Source organism: Myxococcus sp. AM009 (assembly GCF_013372605.1).
Lineage (GTDB): Bacteria > Myxococcota > Myxococcia > Myxococcales > Myxococcaceae > Myxococcus > Myxococcus vastator.
In genome coordinates this window covers 1-14,519 of the sequence record NZ_JABXEP010000049.1, presented here as the reverse complement: position 1 = coordinate 14,519, position 14,519 = coordinate 1, and the positions used below count along the sequence as shown (strand labels likewise).

Sequence of the window (14,519 nt, the reverse complement as noted above, 5' to 3'; positions counted from 1 at the left end):
GCTTCAGCGGCGGGAGCGCCAACTCCAGACGCCCCGCCGCGTCAGTGGAGGGTGAACACGCGCCGCGAGTCATCCCAGGACATTCCATGGCGCCGCAGCACCCGCGCCAGGTCCAGCTCCACGGGCGGCGGGTGTGCGAAGTCCTCGAAGCGCAGCAGGTGGAACGTCCGGTCGGAGGCCGCCGCCGCCAGCCACGCCCCGTCGGAAGAGAAGGCCACGGCGGAGACGAACCCCTGCTGCCCGGGTGCCTCTCCCATGAGGGCCCCGTCAGGCAGCCGCCAGACCTTCACCTCGCCCCCCATTCCACCGGACGCCATGAACGCCCCCTGAGGCGCCATCGCGAGCGACAAGACGCCCACCGTGCGCGCATCCATCGATGTCAGCACGCGGCCGTCCTCTGGATTCCAAAGCCGGATGGGCTGACGCATTCCCGCGGTCAGCAGCGCCCCGGACGCGAGGAACGCGACGGCGCGGACCCGGTCGCCCGCCTCCAGGACGCGCAACACCGCGCCCCGCGCCACCTCCCAGACCCGCACCGTGTGGTCCGCTGAGCCGGAAGCCAGCCTTTGCCCCGTGGCATCGAACGCCAATGCCCACGGCTTCCCGGTGTGCCCTGTCAGCCGGGCCACCTGGGTCGCGGAGGGGACTGCCCAAAGCACGACGTCCTGCGCCACCCCGGCCGCGAGCAGCGCGCCGTCCGGGCTGAAGGCCAACGCCCGGATGGACTCACGCGCGGCGGGAAGCACCATCACCTGGCTCCCGGACCGGACGTCTCGCACACGCACCTCCCCCTTCAACGTTCCCACCGCGAGCAACCGCCGGTCCGCGCTCACGGCCACGGCCCCCACCGCGTCAGGTGTCTCCAAGCGGGAGTGGAGTTCGCCGCTGGACGACACCGACCAGCTCCGCAGGCCGTCCTCCCCACCCGACACGAAGGCATCTGGTCCCACGGAGGCCAGCACCTCAGGCCAGGCGGGCAGCTCCCGCAGCAGGACGTCCGGAGGTCGCTCGGGCCGTGACCAGACCTTGAGGACGCCGTCCATGCCACCAGAAGCGAACGTGCGTCCGTCCGGTGACAGGGCCACGGCCATCACGAAGGTCCGGTGCGCATCCAATCGCTCCAGGACCTCGCCACCGCCGCGCACGTCCACACGCTGCACGCGTCCCTCCCAGCCCGCCTGCACGAGCTGCTGGAAACCGGCAGCGATGGCCACGGCCGAAAGCGTCCCCGGGTTGCGCTGCACGTCGAGCAGCGCGCCGGTCCGGGCATCCCAGAAACGAATGGCCCGGTCCGCGGACGCGGTCATCACCCGCTCGCCATCCGCGGAGAACGCGCAGGACGCCACCATGTCCCCGTGTCCCGTCAGCCGGTGCAGCTCGCGCCGCGCCGGCAGGTCCCACACCCGCGCGGTCCGGTCCATGCTCGACGACACGAGCCGCGCTCCGTCGGGGGAGAAGGCCACCGCGATGACGATGTCGTCATGCATGAACCGGAGCACCTCCGCGCCGTCACGGAGACGCCAGACACGAACCGTCTGGTCCAGGCCACCGCTCGCCAGCCACTCACCCTCCGGGGAGAAGGCCAGGCCCCGCACGACCTCCGTGTGCCCGGACAGCAAGGCCACCCTGCGGCCCTGCTTCCAGTCCCAGAGCCAGAGCGCGCCGGGCCTGCCAGCGGCGGCCAGCCAGCGACCATCCGGCGAGAACGCGAGGGCATGGAGCTCGGCATCGTGGCCCTTCAGCTCCGCCACCTGCGCTCCGGCCTCCACGTCCCAGACACGCACGACCGCGTCATACCCTCCCGACGCCAGCAGCCTGCCGTCTGGTGAGAAGGCCAACGCCAGCACCGAACCCTCGAACTGCTTCGCCCATTCGAGCGACGAGGCGCGCTGCTCCGCCCAAACCTGCCCCCAGCGCGCCATGGGTGAGTCCTCCGTGTGTCTCGCGGCCGCGAAGGAGCCCGCCGCCAGGGCCCATTGCTTCGTCTCGATGGCCGCGTCGCCGCGGGCCCGGAAGAGTTCGGACCGCCCGTCTCGCACCACCGCGGCCTCCGGCGAGGACCGCCGCCCCGCGCAGGACACCGTGAGCAGGACCAGGACCCACCACCACGAACGCAGGCGCATTCCGGAGTCATCACCCGGGACGCGGCCCCGGCACAATCCCCTTCGTCCAGCGCATGAGGCCGTGGCGGAACCGACACTGCGCATTGTCAGCCCCCTCTCCCCTATCGAGCCTGCCAAGCGCCACGTCCGCGCCCATCCGCCAACGCGTGCCTGGGCGCCCCTTCCCGCCCACCTGCCATGAGCGCTCCTCCGCGCTCGCCAGGCGTCCCTAGCTTGGCGGTAGGGGGCCTCTCCCATCACGGGCCCCACGGAGGAGAAAACCATGCCCCTGGACCCTCGAAGTGAGCCTGCGCGAACAGGCGAAGGACGACCGCCCGGGCTGCCCCCGGGCCGGGTCGAGCAGCTACGGGCCCGCTTGCGCGGCCGGCTCGTGCGCCCCGAGGACACGGACTACGAGGAGCACTGCCGCGTCTACAACGCCATGATTCACAAGCGGCCGGCGCTGATTGCCCGGTGCGCCGACGTGGCGGACGTCCTCGCGGCGGTGGAGTTCGCGCGCGAGCAGGGCCTCATGCTCGCGGTCCGCGGGGGTGGGCACAACGGTGCCGGCCTGGGCACCTGCGACGGGGGGCTCGTCGTCGATCTGTCGCTCATGCGCGGCGTCCGGGTCGCCCCCGAATCGGGCACCGTGCGCGTGGCGGGAGGATGCGTCTGGGGCGATGTGGACCATGCCACGCACGCGTTCGGGCTCGCCGTCCCCTCGGGAATCATCTCCACCACGGGCGTGGGTGGCCTCACCCTGGGTGGCGGCCTGGGCCACCTCACGCGCCGCTACGGCCTCACCATCGACAGCCTGCTCGCCGTGGACATGGTGCTGGCGGACGGGCGCTTCGTCACCGCGAGCGCCGAGCAGCACCCCGACCTGTTCTGGGCCGTGCGCGGCGGCGGCGGCAACTTCGGCGTCGTCACGTCCTTCCTCTTCCAGGCCCACCCGGTGGACACCCTCCTGGGAGGCCCGACGCTCTGGCCCCTGGAGCGCGCCGAGGAGGTGATGCGGTGGTACCGCGAGTTCATCTCCACCGCGCCCGAGACACTCACCGGCTTCTTCGCCTTCATGGTCGTCCCGCCCGCGGCGCCCTTCCCGCCCCACCTGCACTTGCAGAAGATGTGCGCGGTGGTGTGGTGCTACACCGGAGACCCGGCCCAAGCCGATGCGCTCTTCAAGCCCGTGCGCGCCATGGGCCCCGCGCTCGACGGCGTGCAGACCCTGCCCTACCCCGCGCTGCAGAGCATGTTCGATGCGCTCTATCCACCGGGCCTCCAGTGGTACTGGCGCGCGGACTTCGTGCGGGAGCTGGGGGACGAAGCCATCTCCCGGCACGTGGCGTTCGCCCACCGCCTGCCCACGATGCACTCCACCATGCACCTGTATCCCATCGACGGAGCGGCGCACCGGGTGGCTCCAGGCGACACCGCCTTCAGCTTCCGGGACGCGCGGTGGGCGGAGGTCATCGTCGGAGTGGACCCCTCTCCCGCCAAGGCCGGGGACATCACCTCCTGGACGAAGGACTACTGGGAAGCCCTGCATCCCTACTCCGCGGGCGGCGCCTACGTGAACTTCCTCATGGACGAGGGCCAGGAGCGCGTCCAGGCGACGTACCAGGACAACTACGCAAGGCTGGTGGAGGTGAAGGACCGCTACGACCCGGACAACCTTTTCCGCGTGAACCAGAACATCCGCCCCAGCAGCGGCGCGCCGCTTCGCCATTAAGCCACCATTCCCTCGCGCCCTTGCTCGCCCGGAGCGGCCTCGGTTGGTACCTTCCGTGCCCGCAAGTTCGCTCCACCCCAATCGCGAGGAGAATGCGGCATGGCAACGGGCTTCGAGGCTTACAGGATGGAGGACCCCACGCTCCTGGCGGGTGTGAAGGAGGCCCTGCTGCAATCCTACTTCGCGGACTTCGACCAAGGCTTTCTCCAGACGTCGGCGGGGCAATCGGACATCGCGGACCACGTGGATGGCCGGTACAACCGATGCGTTGACCACGTGCTGCCCTGGCTCGCGAGGTACGCGCAGTTGGGCAAGGCGGACATCGTCGAGCTGGGCTGCGGCACGGGCTCCAGCACCGCGGCCTTCGCCCAGGTCGCCCGCCATGTCACGGGGTACGACATCCACGCGCCCTCCGTGCGCGCGGCCGAAAGCCGCATGAAGGCCCTGGGTTTGCGCAACGTCGCCATGAGCGTCGTGGAGCCCGCGCGGCTGCTGGAGACCCTGAAGAAGGAGAACCCCAACGGCGCTGACGTCTTCGTGCTGTACGCGGTGCTCGAACATCAGACGCCCGCCGAGCGACTGGAGACGCTCCGCACCGGATGGGACCTGCTGCGGCCAGGGGGCCTGCTCGTCGTCGTGGATACGCCCAACCGGCTCGTGTACTTCGACGCGCACACGTCCCTCATGCCGTTCTTCCACTTCCTGCCGCCGGAGCTCGGGTGGCCGTACGCCTCGCGCTCCCCTCGTGAGAACTTCCGCGAGGCCATGGCGCAGGTGTCCGCCGAAGACGCCCCCATGCTGTTGACCCGATGGGGCCTGGGCGTCAGCCACCATGAGCTCGAGCTGGCGCTGGGGGACATCGACCCCGTGCTGGTGGGGACGGGCTTCGAGCCGGAGGTGCTCGACATGTTCCCCGTCACACTCGACGAAGAGCTGCTGCGTTTGTACGTGGAGAAGAGCGGCGCGCGCGTCCCCCTGGCGTTCACCCGGAACACGCTCAACTTCGTCCTGCGCAAGGGTGACAACGCCGGCCTCATCGCCCGCCGGCCTCCGCCGCCTCCGGTGCGACACCTCGTCAACGAGACCTCACACGCAGCCCAGGCGCAACGCGTCCACGCGCTGGAACAGCGCGTCCGGGAGCTGGAAGCGCACATCGCCACCCCGCCCCTGCGGCACCAGCTCGCCGACAAGCTCAACGGCGCCCTCAAACAGACGGCCCTTCACCGTCAGGCCCGGAAGCTCGTCGAATGGTCGGTGGACCGCGTCAAGCGCGGCGCGCGCTGAGCCTTGGCGACGAAGCCCGTGAAACATATAATCCTGGAAATTCAGCACCCAGGAATCACCGACCGTCGATGAAACACATACGGACAGAGGTCGAGCGGCCGAGCGGGGTGAAGCAGACCCATTTTACAGGAGCGTCCCCCGCACCCGAGGATGGACGCATCCATGCGTCACCTCCGCATTCCGACTCACGCGCCGGCGCTTCACGTATCCTCCGGTGTTTCACCTGTCTCACCTGCCGTCGCACGCCTGTTTTCACGACGTGCGTCGTGGTGCTGGGTGCTGCCGTTCCTCCTGATACTCTCCACCTCCGCGTGGGCGGACACCGGGCGGCCCAGCGTCGACCTGAATGAGGGCTGGCGATACCGCTGGGGAGACTCCCCGCCGGGCCCCGCCGAAGTGCCAGCCTGGGCCCTGGAGTCAGGGGATGAGCAGGCGTGGCAGCCCGTGGCGGCCCTCCGCGAGCCGCCGGGCCGGGGAGCGCGCAACTTCCTCTGGCTGAGCATCCCCATTCCCCAGGAGCGGTGGCTGGAACCCGCGCTCTATCTGGGCACGGTGGCCAATGCCTTCGAGGTCTACGCCAACGGCCAGCGCGTCTACACGAGCGGGCGGCTGAATCCCTCGGGCACGGAGCAGACAGACAACCTCGCGTGGCGGCTCATTCCCCTGCCACCCACGGTGGAGGGCACGCGCCTGCTGCTGCGCATCCAGAGCAGCGGCCCGCTCATCGGCGTGGGAGGCGCGGCCCGGGTGGGGGCGCACCATCAACTGCTCGCGACGGTGACGCGCACGGGCCTGGCGCCCTTCGTCATGGGCGTGCTGCTGTTCATCATCGCCGGTGCCGCCGCCGTGGGTGCCCTGGTGCGGCGCCAGGCGCAAATGCTCCTGCCGCTCACGCTCTTCGCGGGCGGCTCGGCGGCCATGCTGCTGGGCACGAGCGGCCTGATTCCCGCGCTCTGGGGTGCCTATCTGCAGGGGAGCCAGCTCACGTTGGTGGGCTCGTACTGCATCCTGCCCGCGCTCGCCTGGTTCATCTCCGACAGCGTCCTGGAGAACCGGATGCGCTGGTTCCGTTGGAGCGCATGGGCCACCTGTGTGCCGGCCGCCATTCAGGTCATCATCGTGATGGCCGACCTGGGTCTGGCGCAGCGGTACCTTGGCCTCTTCGTCGTCTATTCGGTCCCCTGCCTGCTCGGGTGCGTCATCGTCGCGGGTATCTCTGCGTGGCGAGGCAACCCCGACGCGCGCATCTTCTCCATGGGACTGGCCGTGTTCTTCGCTGTCGTCCTCCACACCACGCTGCCGGTGTTCGGCCTGGTGGAGTCCACGGACTCGCTCATGCACTGGGGCTTCGTGGCGCTCACGCTTTCGCTGGTGGGCATCGTCGTCCGCCGCTCGGCGTTGATGGTGCGCGCGCTCGAATCGCACACGCGTCAACTCGAGGAGCGCCGTCATGAGGTGAAGCGGCTCGCCCAGGACATGGGGAGCGGCGCCGGTGAGCTGGCCACGGTGGCGCAACAGCTGCGCACGTCCAGCGAGCTGCAGACGGTGGGTGTCAGCCGGCAGGCCGCGGCGCTCCGGGAGGTGGAGCAGACGGTCCAGGAAATCCGGCAGGGCTCCCTGGTGACGGCGGACAAGGCGCGGCTGCTCGCGGGCTCCATTGAAACCGCCGAGGAGGCGGGGCGCGACGGCGGCGCGGCCATCACCCGCACGTTGACCAACCTGGAAGCCATCCGCCAGGAGGTCTCCGAGATGGCGAGCAGCATCCTCGCGCTGGACACGCGCACCCGTGAAATCTCCAGCATCGTGGACACCGTGAAGGGTCTGGCGGACCAATCCAACATGCTGGCCATCAACGCCGCCATCGAGGCCGCGCGCAGCGGGGAGCACGGCCGGGGCTTTGGCGTCGTGTCGCGCGAGGTCCGCAGCCTCGCCGACCAGTCCATCCTGGCGACCCACCGCATCCGCGAGGTGCTCGACGGCGTGAGCCTGAGCATGCGGGAGACCGCGAAGATGAGTGAACAGGGAGAGCAGCGCGTGAAGGCGAGCCTGGACGCGGTGCGCGTCTCCGGCGCCCAACTCCAGCGGCTCACGGCCATCATCGACGACACCGGCACCAGCGTTCGGCAGATCTCCGCCGCGGTAGCGCAGCAGGACGCGGGCACCTCCCAGATTGCCCTGGCCATCCAGGAACTGTCCGCGCAGATGCAGCACACGCTGCGCACCGTCGAGGAGACGCAGAAGGTGTCGGGCTCGGTGCAGACGCTGGCGGAGAACATGGCGGGCACGGCCCGCACCGCGCTCCAGACGGGCACGCTCGACGACTGAGCAACGCCTCTACCGCGCCATGTCCCGGCGGCAAGCCGTTGTCGCGTGCGGCGGGACACGCTCGCCTTCGACTTCAGCGGACGCAGCGGGTAGGCCCGGGGCCCGAGCCCCTGCCTGGCCTACCCACGCATGAAGCGGCGCCTCCCGGGACACCGGCTCCGGCTTGCCGGGCATTGAAGCGTCCTGCGCACGGATGCGTGGAGCCCTCCCAGTCAATGGCAGCCCCTCCGCCGTGTCCTCACCCTGGCCTCGCGTCAAAGGGGAGGAAGCTCATGAAGGGTTGGCGGCTGGGTTGTGCGGCACTCGCGGCGTGGTGGTGGGTTGGGTGCATGGGCGGACCCGACGAGCAGGCGGCGTTGGAGGCTGTCGAACAGGAGCACGTCGAAGCGCAGTGGAAGGACGCGGAGAAGAAGGTCTATTCAGAGAACTTCGGGAAAGGCGCGGGCCCCGAGTGGAGCCACCGCACCGTGTCCCGGACGAGGAAGGGAGAGCGGAAGTTCCTGGGGCCCTTCAGCGAGCAGGAGGTCACGCTCAGCCTGGCCGGCCTGCCGGACCATGACGAGGTCGAGGTCCAGCTGGAGCTGTTCGTCTTCAAGTCATGGAACGGTAGCCCCCCGACGAAGGGGCCGGACCGCTGGGTCGCGAGCGTGGACGACGGTCCCGTCCTGGTGGATGCCACCTTCGCCAATGACGACGCGCCGCTCGACGCACGCCACGGCAACCGTGGGTACGCCATCCATCCCCTGTCCTTCACCTTCCGGCACACCGGAGACCGGCTGACGCTCCGCTTCGCGGACTCGCCTCGAGGCGAGGCCAAGAAACGGTGGGGCCTGGACTCGGTGAAAGTGAAGGTCCGGAAGAAGGTGGGCGACCTGCTGGTCAGCAACAACGTGGACAGCAGCGTGCTGCGCTACGACGGGAAGACGGGCGACTTCGTGGGCGTCTTCATCCCGCCTGGCGCCGGCGGGCTCGACAATCCGCAGGAGCTCCTCTACGGCCCTGACGGCAACCTCTACATCGCCAGCTTCACCAGCAGGGAGGTGCTGCGCTTCAACGGGAAGACGGGCGCCTTCATCGACGTCTTCGTGCCCGAGGGCAGCGGCGGGCTGGGCTTCCCCGGAGGCCTCATCTTCGGTCCGGATGGCAACCTGTATGTCGCCGACAGCTTTGGCGGCACCAACAGCGTGCTGCGCTACGACGGGACGACGGGCGCCTTCATCGACGTGTTCGCCTCGGGCGGCGGATTGTTCGTTCCCCAGAAGATGGCGTTCGACAAGAAGGGGAACCTGTTCGTCGTCAGCATCCTCGGCAACAACGTGGTGCGCTACGACGAGAATGGCGCGCCCTTCCCCGCGGCCGGACAGCCCGGTGCCATCTTCATCCCAGACATCGAGTCGGTGACGATTGCCATTGGAAAGGACCACAAGCTCTACGTTGGCACCACGCCCGGAGAGGACGTCCTGCGCTTCAACGCCAGGACGGGTGCCTTCATCGACGTCTTCGCCGAACCGGGGAGCGCTGGACTGGTTGACTACGTGGACATGGAGTTCGGTCCCGATGGCAACCTGTACATCCCGGACTTCCTCCCGGCCTCGGTGTTCCGCTTCAGCGGGAAGACGGGGAACTTCATTGACGTCTTCGTGCCGGCTGGACGCGGCACCGGTGCGGCCACCCTGACGTTCATGCCCTCGCAGCGAAAGAAGCCGCATGGGTACGAAGCGGACTGAGCGCCGCCATATCGACGCGTAGGGTGCCCGTGAGGGCCAGCCCCTCATGACTCCGAGGGGCCGTCTCGAAGCTCCGGCGCCTTCCGATGCGCGCCGCGCTTGCCAGCCGCGGGCGCGGTGCCGCCACGTCGTCGGCGGCGGCGCCGCGGCGGAGGGCTTCCAGTGGCGCCTCCCAGCTCGCGCAGCACCCGCGCCCGGACTCCCCCCTCCAGGCGGAGCTCCTGCATGAGCGCCTGCACCTGCCGGCCCCCGTGCGGGTGGCGCAGGGCCTCGCACAGCCGCTCGACGATGTCGATGCGCAGCGCCACGCTCCCGAGCACCTCGTACCCGTAGTCCCGTGCTTCCCGGCGGTCCAGCTCGGAGCGCTGAAGCACGGGCTCTCGTGGCACCCCGGTGGGACCTGGCCGCTGGAGGAACAACGACGTCAGCATGCAGCGCCGCTCCAGCGCATGCGGGGTGAGGGCCTCCGCGACATGGACGAAGCGGTGTCCCTCGCGGACGCCTTGCTCCGCCAAGCGCGCGCGGGCCTCCTCATCCAACAGTCGCCACTGCTCATGCGCCTCGCCCCGCGCAATCACGCCCAGGCCCTCGGACAGGCGATACGCGAGCCCACGCGCCGCCGCGTTGCGCCCCGCTCCGGAGAAGGACTCGGCGGGAAAGCCGCCCATGGCCTCGGTGACGAGGTCCCGCGCCAGCGCCAGCAGACGCCGCTCCAGCCGCTGCCGCGCGCCGCCCGTCCAGACCTCCGGCTCCGCCAGCGCCAGCAAAGGGGCGCGACGGTCCGTCCCGCGAACGAGGCGCGCCAGGGGCTCGCCTTCGAAGGAGATGGCGCCCGTCGCATCCACCTGGAAGGCGTCATGGCCCGCGTCCACCACCCGCTGGACGAACTGCTCCTCCGTCATCGCGAAGCCCTCGGCGCCCGGCAGCGCCTCCAGCAGCTGCCCCAGCCTGGCGAAGGGGCTGGCCGAGCCGGACGGAGGCCGCGCGGGGGCCTTCACGAAGCGCCGCGTGCTGCGCCTCGCGGCACGCTGCACGAAGCGCTCGACGAGCCGCTCATGGAGCGCGTCCCCCAGCGCATCCTCGATGCCGCGCGTCCGCTCCTGCCAGTGCTCCGCCTCGTGCAACCACCCCGGCCGCTGGCTGATGTACGTCCAGATGCGGATGGCCGCCAGCCGGTCCATCAGCGTGTGGAGGTCTCCGGACACGTCGTCGAGCGGCGCCACCTGCCTGTTCAGCCAGACGGCGTCCAGCTTCCCGTCCCCCGCGGTGAGCTGCAGGAAGGTCTCACGCAGCAACGCGACATGCTGGCCAAAGAGCCCCTTGCGGAAGTCGGGTATCTGGCAGACCTGCCACAGCAGCTCCACCATGGCGGGCCCGGTGGCCACGGCCTGGATGGCTGGGACGCGCGAGAGGTCCTTGAGCGCATCGAAGTCATCCGCGCGCTCCACCCGGATGAAGGCCGTGTGGCCCGGCGCGCGCGCCAGTGAATCCAGCAGGGCCTCCGGGCTCGAGAAGTCGAGCGCGGCATTGCGCCAGATGAGGCTCCGGACCGCCGGGAAGCGGTGCGTCTCGATGGCGGAGACCACCCGCGGCGACAGCTCCGACAGCGTGTTCAGCGTGCCGAAGCTCCCGTCGTTCAAGTGGCGTCCGGCGCGGCCCGCGATCTGCGCCAGCTCGTCCGGGTAGAGCTCGCGCTGGTCGGCGCCGTCGAACTTGGACAGCGCGGCGAAGGCCACGTGGTCGAGGTCCAGGTTCAGCCCCATGCCAATGGCATCCGTGGCCACCAGGTACTGCACCTCGCCGGACTGGTACATCGCCACCTGGGCGTTGCGCGTCCGGGGAGACAGCGCGCCCAGCACCACGGCCACGCCGCCCCGGAGGCGCCGGAGCGACTCGGCCAGCTCATAGACGCGGTCCGCGGAGAACGCGACCACCGCCGACCGGGGCGGGAGGCTCTTCAAGGAGCGATGCCCGGAATACCGAAGCTGCGACAGACGGGTGGCGCGCTTCACCGACGCATGGGGGATGAGCGTCTGGACCATGGGCCGCATCGTGTCCGCGCCCAGGAACCAGGTCTCCTTGCGTCCCCTGGCGTGGAGCAGCCGATCCGTGAAGACGTGCCCGCGCTCGCGGTGAGCGGCGAGCTGGATTTCATCCACCGCGAGGAAGTCGACGGGCCTGTCCGTCGGCATCGCCTCGACGGTGCAAATCCAGTAGTCGGGGCGCGGGGGCACGCGCTTCTCCTCCCCCGTCATCAGCGCCACGCGGCCCTCGCCCACCCGAGCAGTCACCCGGTCGTAGACCTCACGGGCGAGCAGGCGGAGCGGCAACCCCATGATGCCCGAGCCGTGCTCGAGCATCCGCTCGATGGCTCGGTGCGTCTTCCCTGTGTTCGTGGGCCCCAGCTCCGCCACGACGACGGGCGGCCGGCTGGATGGGCTGGAGTTCATTCGCGGATTCTAACCTCGGGCGGTCCCCTCCGCCCGGCTCCACGGCAGCGTGACGTCCAGCCCACCCCCGGCCTTGAGGCTGGCGCTGACGCCGTTCGCGCATTGACACGTCACGCGCCCCGCGAAACGCGTCAACGGACACGCCCATGCGCGGCGCCGCACGCCAAAGGGCGGAAAGCACTGGGGCACTCCGATAGCAGCACATGGCACGCGGAGTGCTTTGGCCCAGCCCAACGCTGACACCTCTCCACGGAGCTCGCCGCATGTGTACGAACTTCCTCCTCGTCGCGAAAGATTCGAGTGCCGTTGTTGGCCGCAGCATGGAGTTTGGCGTCGACCTTCACGCCAGGCTGAGGGTCCATGCGACCGGAGAGACGTTCCACTCTCCCGCGTCCATGGTGAACCCGAAGGGCCTCACCTGGACCTCGAAGTACGGCTACGTGGGCGTCACCGCCAATCTCCACGGCCTCACCGTCATCGCCGATGGAATGAACACGGAAGGCCTGTCCGCTGGCGCGCTCTGGATGCCCGGCTCCCAGTTCCCTTCCGCCACCGACGCGTCCAAGGCCCTGGCGCCGGAGCTCTTCGTGAGCTGGGCGCTGGGGAACTTCGCCACCGTGGACGAGCTGCATGACGTCCTCGTGCGCAAGCAGGTCCAGATCTGGCACAGCGACTGGCTGTCGAAGCTCGCGCCGCTGCACTTCCCCATCCACGATGCGAAGGGCAACAGCCTGGTCGTGGAGTTCATCGGCGGGGAGATGAACCTCTACACGGGCAAGGACAATCCCGTGGGTGTCCTGACCAACCACCCGACCTTCCCCGAGCAGTTGGAGAACCTCAAGAACTACGCGCAGCTGACGGCGTATGACATCGACAAGGTGACGCTCGGCTCCGCCACGTTCGAGCCCCATGGCTGCGGCAGCGGCATGCTCGGACTGCCGGGCGACTCGACGCCGCCCTCGCGCTTCGTCCGCGTCACCTACCTCCGCCAGGCCGCGCTGCAGCCCACCAACGCGAGCGAGGCCCGCCTCCTCGCGTTCCACCTGCTCAACACGGTGGACATCCCGCTGGGGACCAGCCGCAAGCACGCGGACAAGCCCGAACATGAGAAGCGCGACTACACCCAGTGGGTCGTCGCCAAGGACCTGACGAACCGGGTCCTGAACATCCGCTTCTACGACAGCCTCGCCGTGCAGTCGGTGGACCTGAAGTCGCTGGACTTCGCCGTCGCCGCGAAGCGGAAGGCGGTCGACGTCCCGCCCATCAACGAGGGGGTCGACATCACCCAGGCGCTGGCGGGCTGAGCCCACCTCACGGCCGCTGACCTCCCGATGCGTGACGCCGGGCATCCAGCGCTGGATGCCCGGCCGTCCTCGTGCGTCCCCGCGAGTCCCACACACGCGCCCTGGGTGTAGCGCGCGGCATCTCAGTGAATGCGCAGGGCCAGCTTGCCCAGGTGGTGCTTGCTGGCGGCTTCGAGCGCGCGGCCCGCCTCGTCCAGCCGGTACACCTGGAAGACTTCGACATGGAAGGGCGCTGCTTCAATGAGCCGGTTGAGGCGCGTGAGGACCTCGGCGTTCGACTCGCCATTGTAGGCCGTCAGCTTGACGCCTTCGGGGGCCCGTGGCTCCGGCTCGACGCCATGCGGGTAGGCGATGTGGCCTCCCTTTTTCACGGCTTGCAGCGCCGGCTCCCGGCCCTCGCCGCCCGCGAGCACCAGCGCCGCGTCGAGCCCGTCCGGCGCGAAGTCGCGAATCGCCTTCGCCACGTCCTCACCACCTCGCCCGTCCACCACCTTCTCCGCGCCCAGGCGCTTCACCAACGCCACGCCGTCCTGCCCCGAAGCCACCGCCAGGACCCGCGCCCCCAGGCGGCGGGCGAGCTGCACCGCCAGATGGCCCACGCCGCCGCTCGCGCCGTACACCAGCAGCGTCATGCCCTGTCGAGCGTTCAGCGCGTCCTGCACGCCTTGCAGCGCGGTGATGCCGTCCGCCGCCAGGACGCCCGCCTGTTCCGCGCTCAAGCCCTTGGGTACGAGCGCCGTGTTTTCGGCCTTCACCACCGCGTACTCGGCGAAGAACCCGCCCTTGTCGTTGAGGAAGCCGGAGCCGTACACCCGGTCGCCCACCTGACGGATTTTGACGCCCTCGCCCACCGCCACGATGGTCCCGGCCCCATCCGTCCCCAGCACGTAGGGGAAGGACGACTTGCTGGGCTTGAGCGACTCCATCTCACCCTCGCGCTCCGCGGCGTCCCAGCTGCCGACGCCCGCGGTCTCCACCTGGATGAGCACCTCCCCCGGGCCCACGGGTGGGACGGCCACCGTCTTCATGCCCAGCACCTCCGGCCCACCGAAGCGGTCGATGGCGGCGGCCTTCATCTGCGACGGAATGGATGTCTTCATGGCGGCTCCTCGCGGGCGGGGTGCGCACGCCCCGATAGGGTTCTTCCGGAGCGTGGGCATGCTTCCCGCGAAATGCAGAGGCCTCCCACGGCGCCGCGAGCCAGGGGCCGCCCCCATGCCCGCCCCTCCGGCACCTTCCGGCGAAGGTCCGGCGCGCTATCGTCGCACCACATGCCAACGACGACATCCTCCAAGGGCCCTCGGGGTGACATCGACGCCCGCGACTTCGTCAAGAAGGGCGTGAACCGGGCCCTGCGCGCCGCTGGGAGCAGGCGCGGTCCCGCGGTGCGCATTGCGGCGCGCGCGCTGGCCACCGGGCTTGCGGCCAGCGAAGGCGCCACCACTCGCTGGATTGGCAGGGATGCGCTGCGCGCCTTCGCCAGGTTGGAGGCGAAGCCGCCCAAGCCCGCCGCCAAGGCGCCCCGTGGGAAGACGGCGACGCGGCCCCCGAAGCGCTCGCGCGCTCCCTGACCTGCCATGCCCTCCACCTCCCCC

9 protein-coding genes are annotated in these 14,519 nt (G+C 69.9%); 6 read left to right on the top strand and 3 right to left on the bottom strand.

The genetic code is table 11. The features are described 5' to 3' along the window. Positions 1-41 precede the first annotated feature (41 nt). Positions 42-2,123: a WD40 repeat domain-containing protein gene (locus HV824_RS14600; RefSeq protein ID WP_255208037.1), complete on the bottom strand. Its 2,082-nt coding sequence runs from the start codon at positions 2,121-2,123 to the stop codon at positions 42-44. A gap of 355 nt (positions 2,124-2,478) precedes the next feature. Here HV824_RS14600 and HV824_RS14595 point away from each other — a divergent pair, with 355 nt between their 5' ends. The 4 genes from HV824_RS14595 (at position 2,479) to HV824_RS14580 (ending at position 9,170) form a co-directional block, all read left to right on the top strand. Further along, positions 2,479-3,834, top strand: coding sequence for an FAD-binding oxidoreductase (locus HV824_RS14595; protein WP_255208036.1), 1,356 nt, complete (start codon positions 2,479-2,481; stop codon positions 3,832-3,834). 99 nt (positions 3,835-3,933) lie between these two features. After that, positions 3,934-5,118 carry a bifunctional 2-polyprenyl-6-hydroxyphenol methylase/3-demethylubiquinol 3-O-methyltransferase UbiG gene (locus HV824_RS14590; protein WP_176415931.1) on the top strand — a complete coding sequence of 395 codons (1,185 nt, stop codon included), beginning with the start codon at positions 3,934-3,936 and terminating at the stop codon, positions 5,116-5,118. 150 nt (positions 5,119-5,268) lie between these two features. Next, a complete protein-coding gene (locus HV824_RS14585) occupies positions 5,269-7,443 on the top strand; it encodes a methyl-accepting chemotaxis protein (protein WP_176415930.1) in 2,175 nt (724 codons plus the stop codon). A 329-nt stretch (positions 7,444-7,772) separates the two neighbouring features. Further along, positions 7,773-9,170 (top strand): hypothetical protein, encoded by a 1,398-nt coding sequence (locus HV824_RS14580; RefSeq protein WP_255208035.1) that lies wholly within the window; start codon positions 7,773-7,775, stop codon positions 9,168-9,170. Positions 9,171-9,214: 44 nt separating this feature from the next. On the opposite strand, the gene HV824_RS14575 is transcribed toward HV824_RS14580, so the two are convergent. Next, entirely contained in the window at positions 9,215-11,620 is a 2,406-nt protein-coding gene (locus HV824_RS14575; RefSeq protein WP_176423533.1) for a helicase-related protein, read from the bottom strand. 263 nt (positions 11,621-11,883) lie between these two features. On the opposite strand from HV824_RS14575, the gene HV824_RS14570 reads away from it, so the two are divergent. Next, positions 11,884-12,924 (top strand): linear amide C-N hydrolase, encoded by a 1,041-nt coding sequence (locus tag HV824_RS14570; RefSeq protein ID WP_176423532.1) that lies wholly within the window; start codon positions 11,884-11,886, stop codon positions 12,922-12,924. A gap of 122 nt (positions 12,925-13,046) precedes the next feature. On the opposite strand, the gene HV824_RS14565 is transcribed toward HV824_RS14570, so the two are convergent. Next, a complete protein-coding gene (locus tag HV824_RS14565) occupies positions 13,047-14,024 on the bottom strand; it encodes an NADP-dependent oxidoreductase (RefSeq protein ID WP_176415926.1) in 978 nt (325 codons plus the stop codon). 171 nt (positions 14,025-14,195) lie between these two features. Between HV824_RS14565 and HV824_RS14560 the strand changes: the two genes are divergently transcribed. Then, complete coding sequence (locus HV824_RS14560) at positions 14,196-14,495, top strand: hypothetical protein (protein ID WP_176415925.1); 300 nt, start codon at positions 14,196-14,198, stop codon at positions 14,493-14,495. Positions 14,496-14,519 lie beyond the last annotated feature (24 nt).

Coding starts and splice junctions, on each gene's coding strand:
- HV824_RS14590 (WP_176415931.1), top strand. CDS start 3,934: ATGGCAACGGGCTTCGAGGCTTACAGGATGGAGGACCCCACGCTCCTG.
- HV824_RS14575 (WP_176423533.1), bottom strand. CDS start 11,620: ATGAACTCCAGCCCATCCAGCCGGCCGCCCGTCGTCGTGGCGGAGCTG.
- HV824_RS14585 (WP_176415930.1), top strand. CDS start 5,269: ATGGACGCATCCATGCGTCACCTCCGCATTCCGACTCACGCGCCGGCG.
- HV824_RS14565 (WP_176415926.1), bottom strand. CDS start 14,024: ATGAAGACATCCATTCCGTCGCAGATGAAGGCCGCCGCCATCGACCGC.
- HV824_RS14580 (WP_255208035.1), top strand. CDS start 7,773: ATGGGCGGACCCGACGAGCAGGCGGCGTTGGAGGCTGTCGAACAGGAG.
- HV824_RS14560 (WP_176415925.1), top strand. CDS start 14,196: ATGCCAACGACGACATCCTCCAAGGGCCCTCGGGGTGACATCGACGCC.
- HV824_RS14600 (WP_255208037.1), bottom strand. CDS start 2,123: ATGCGCCTGCGTTCGTGGTGGTGGGTCCTGGTCCTGCTCACGGTGTCC.
- HV824_RS14570 (WP_176423532.1), top strand. CDS start 11,884: ATGTGTACGAACTTCCTCCTCGTCGCGAAAGATTCGAGTGCCGTTGTT.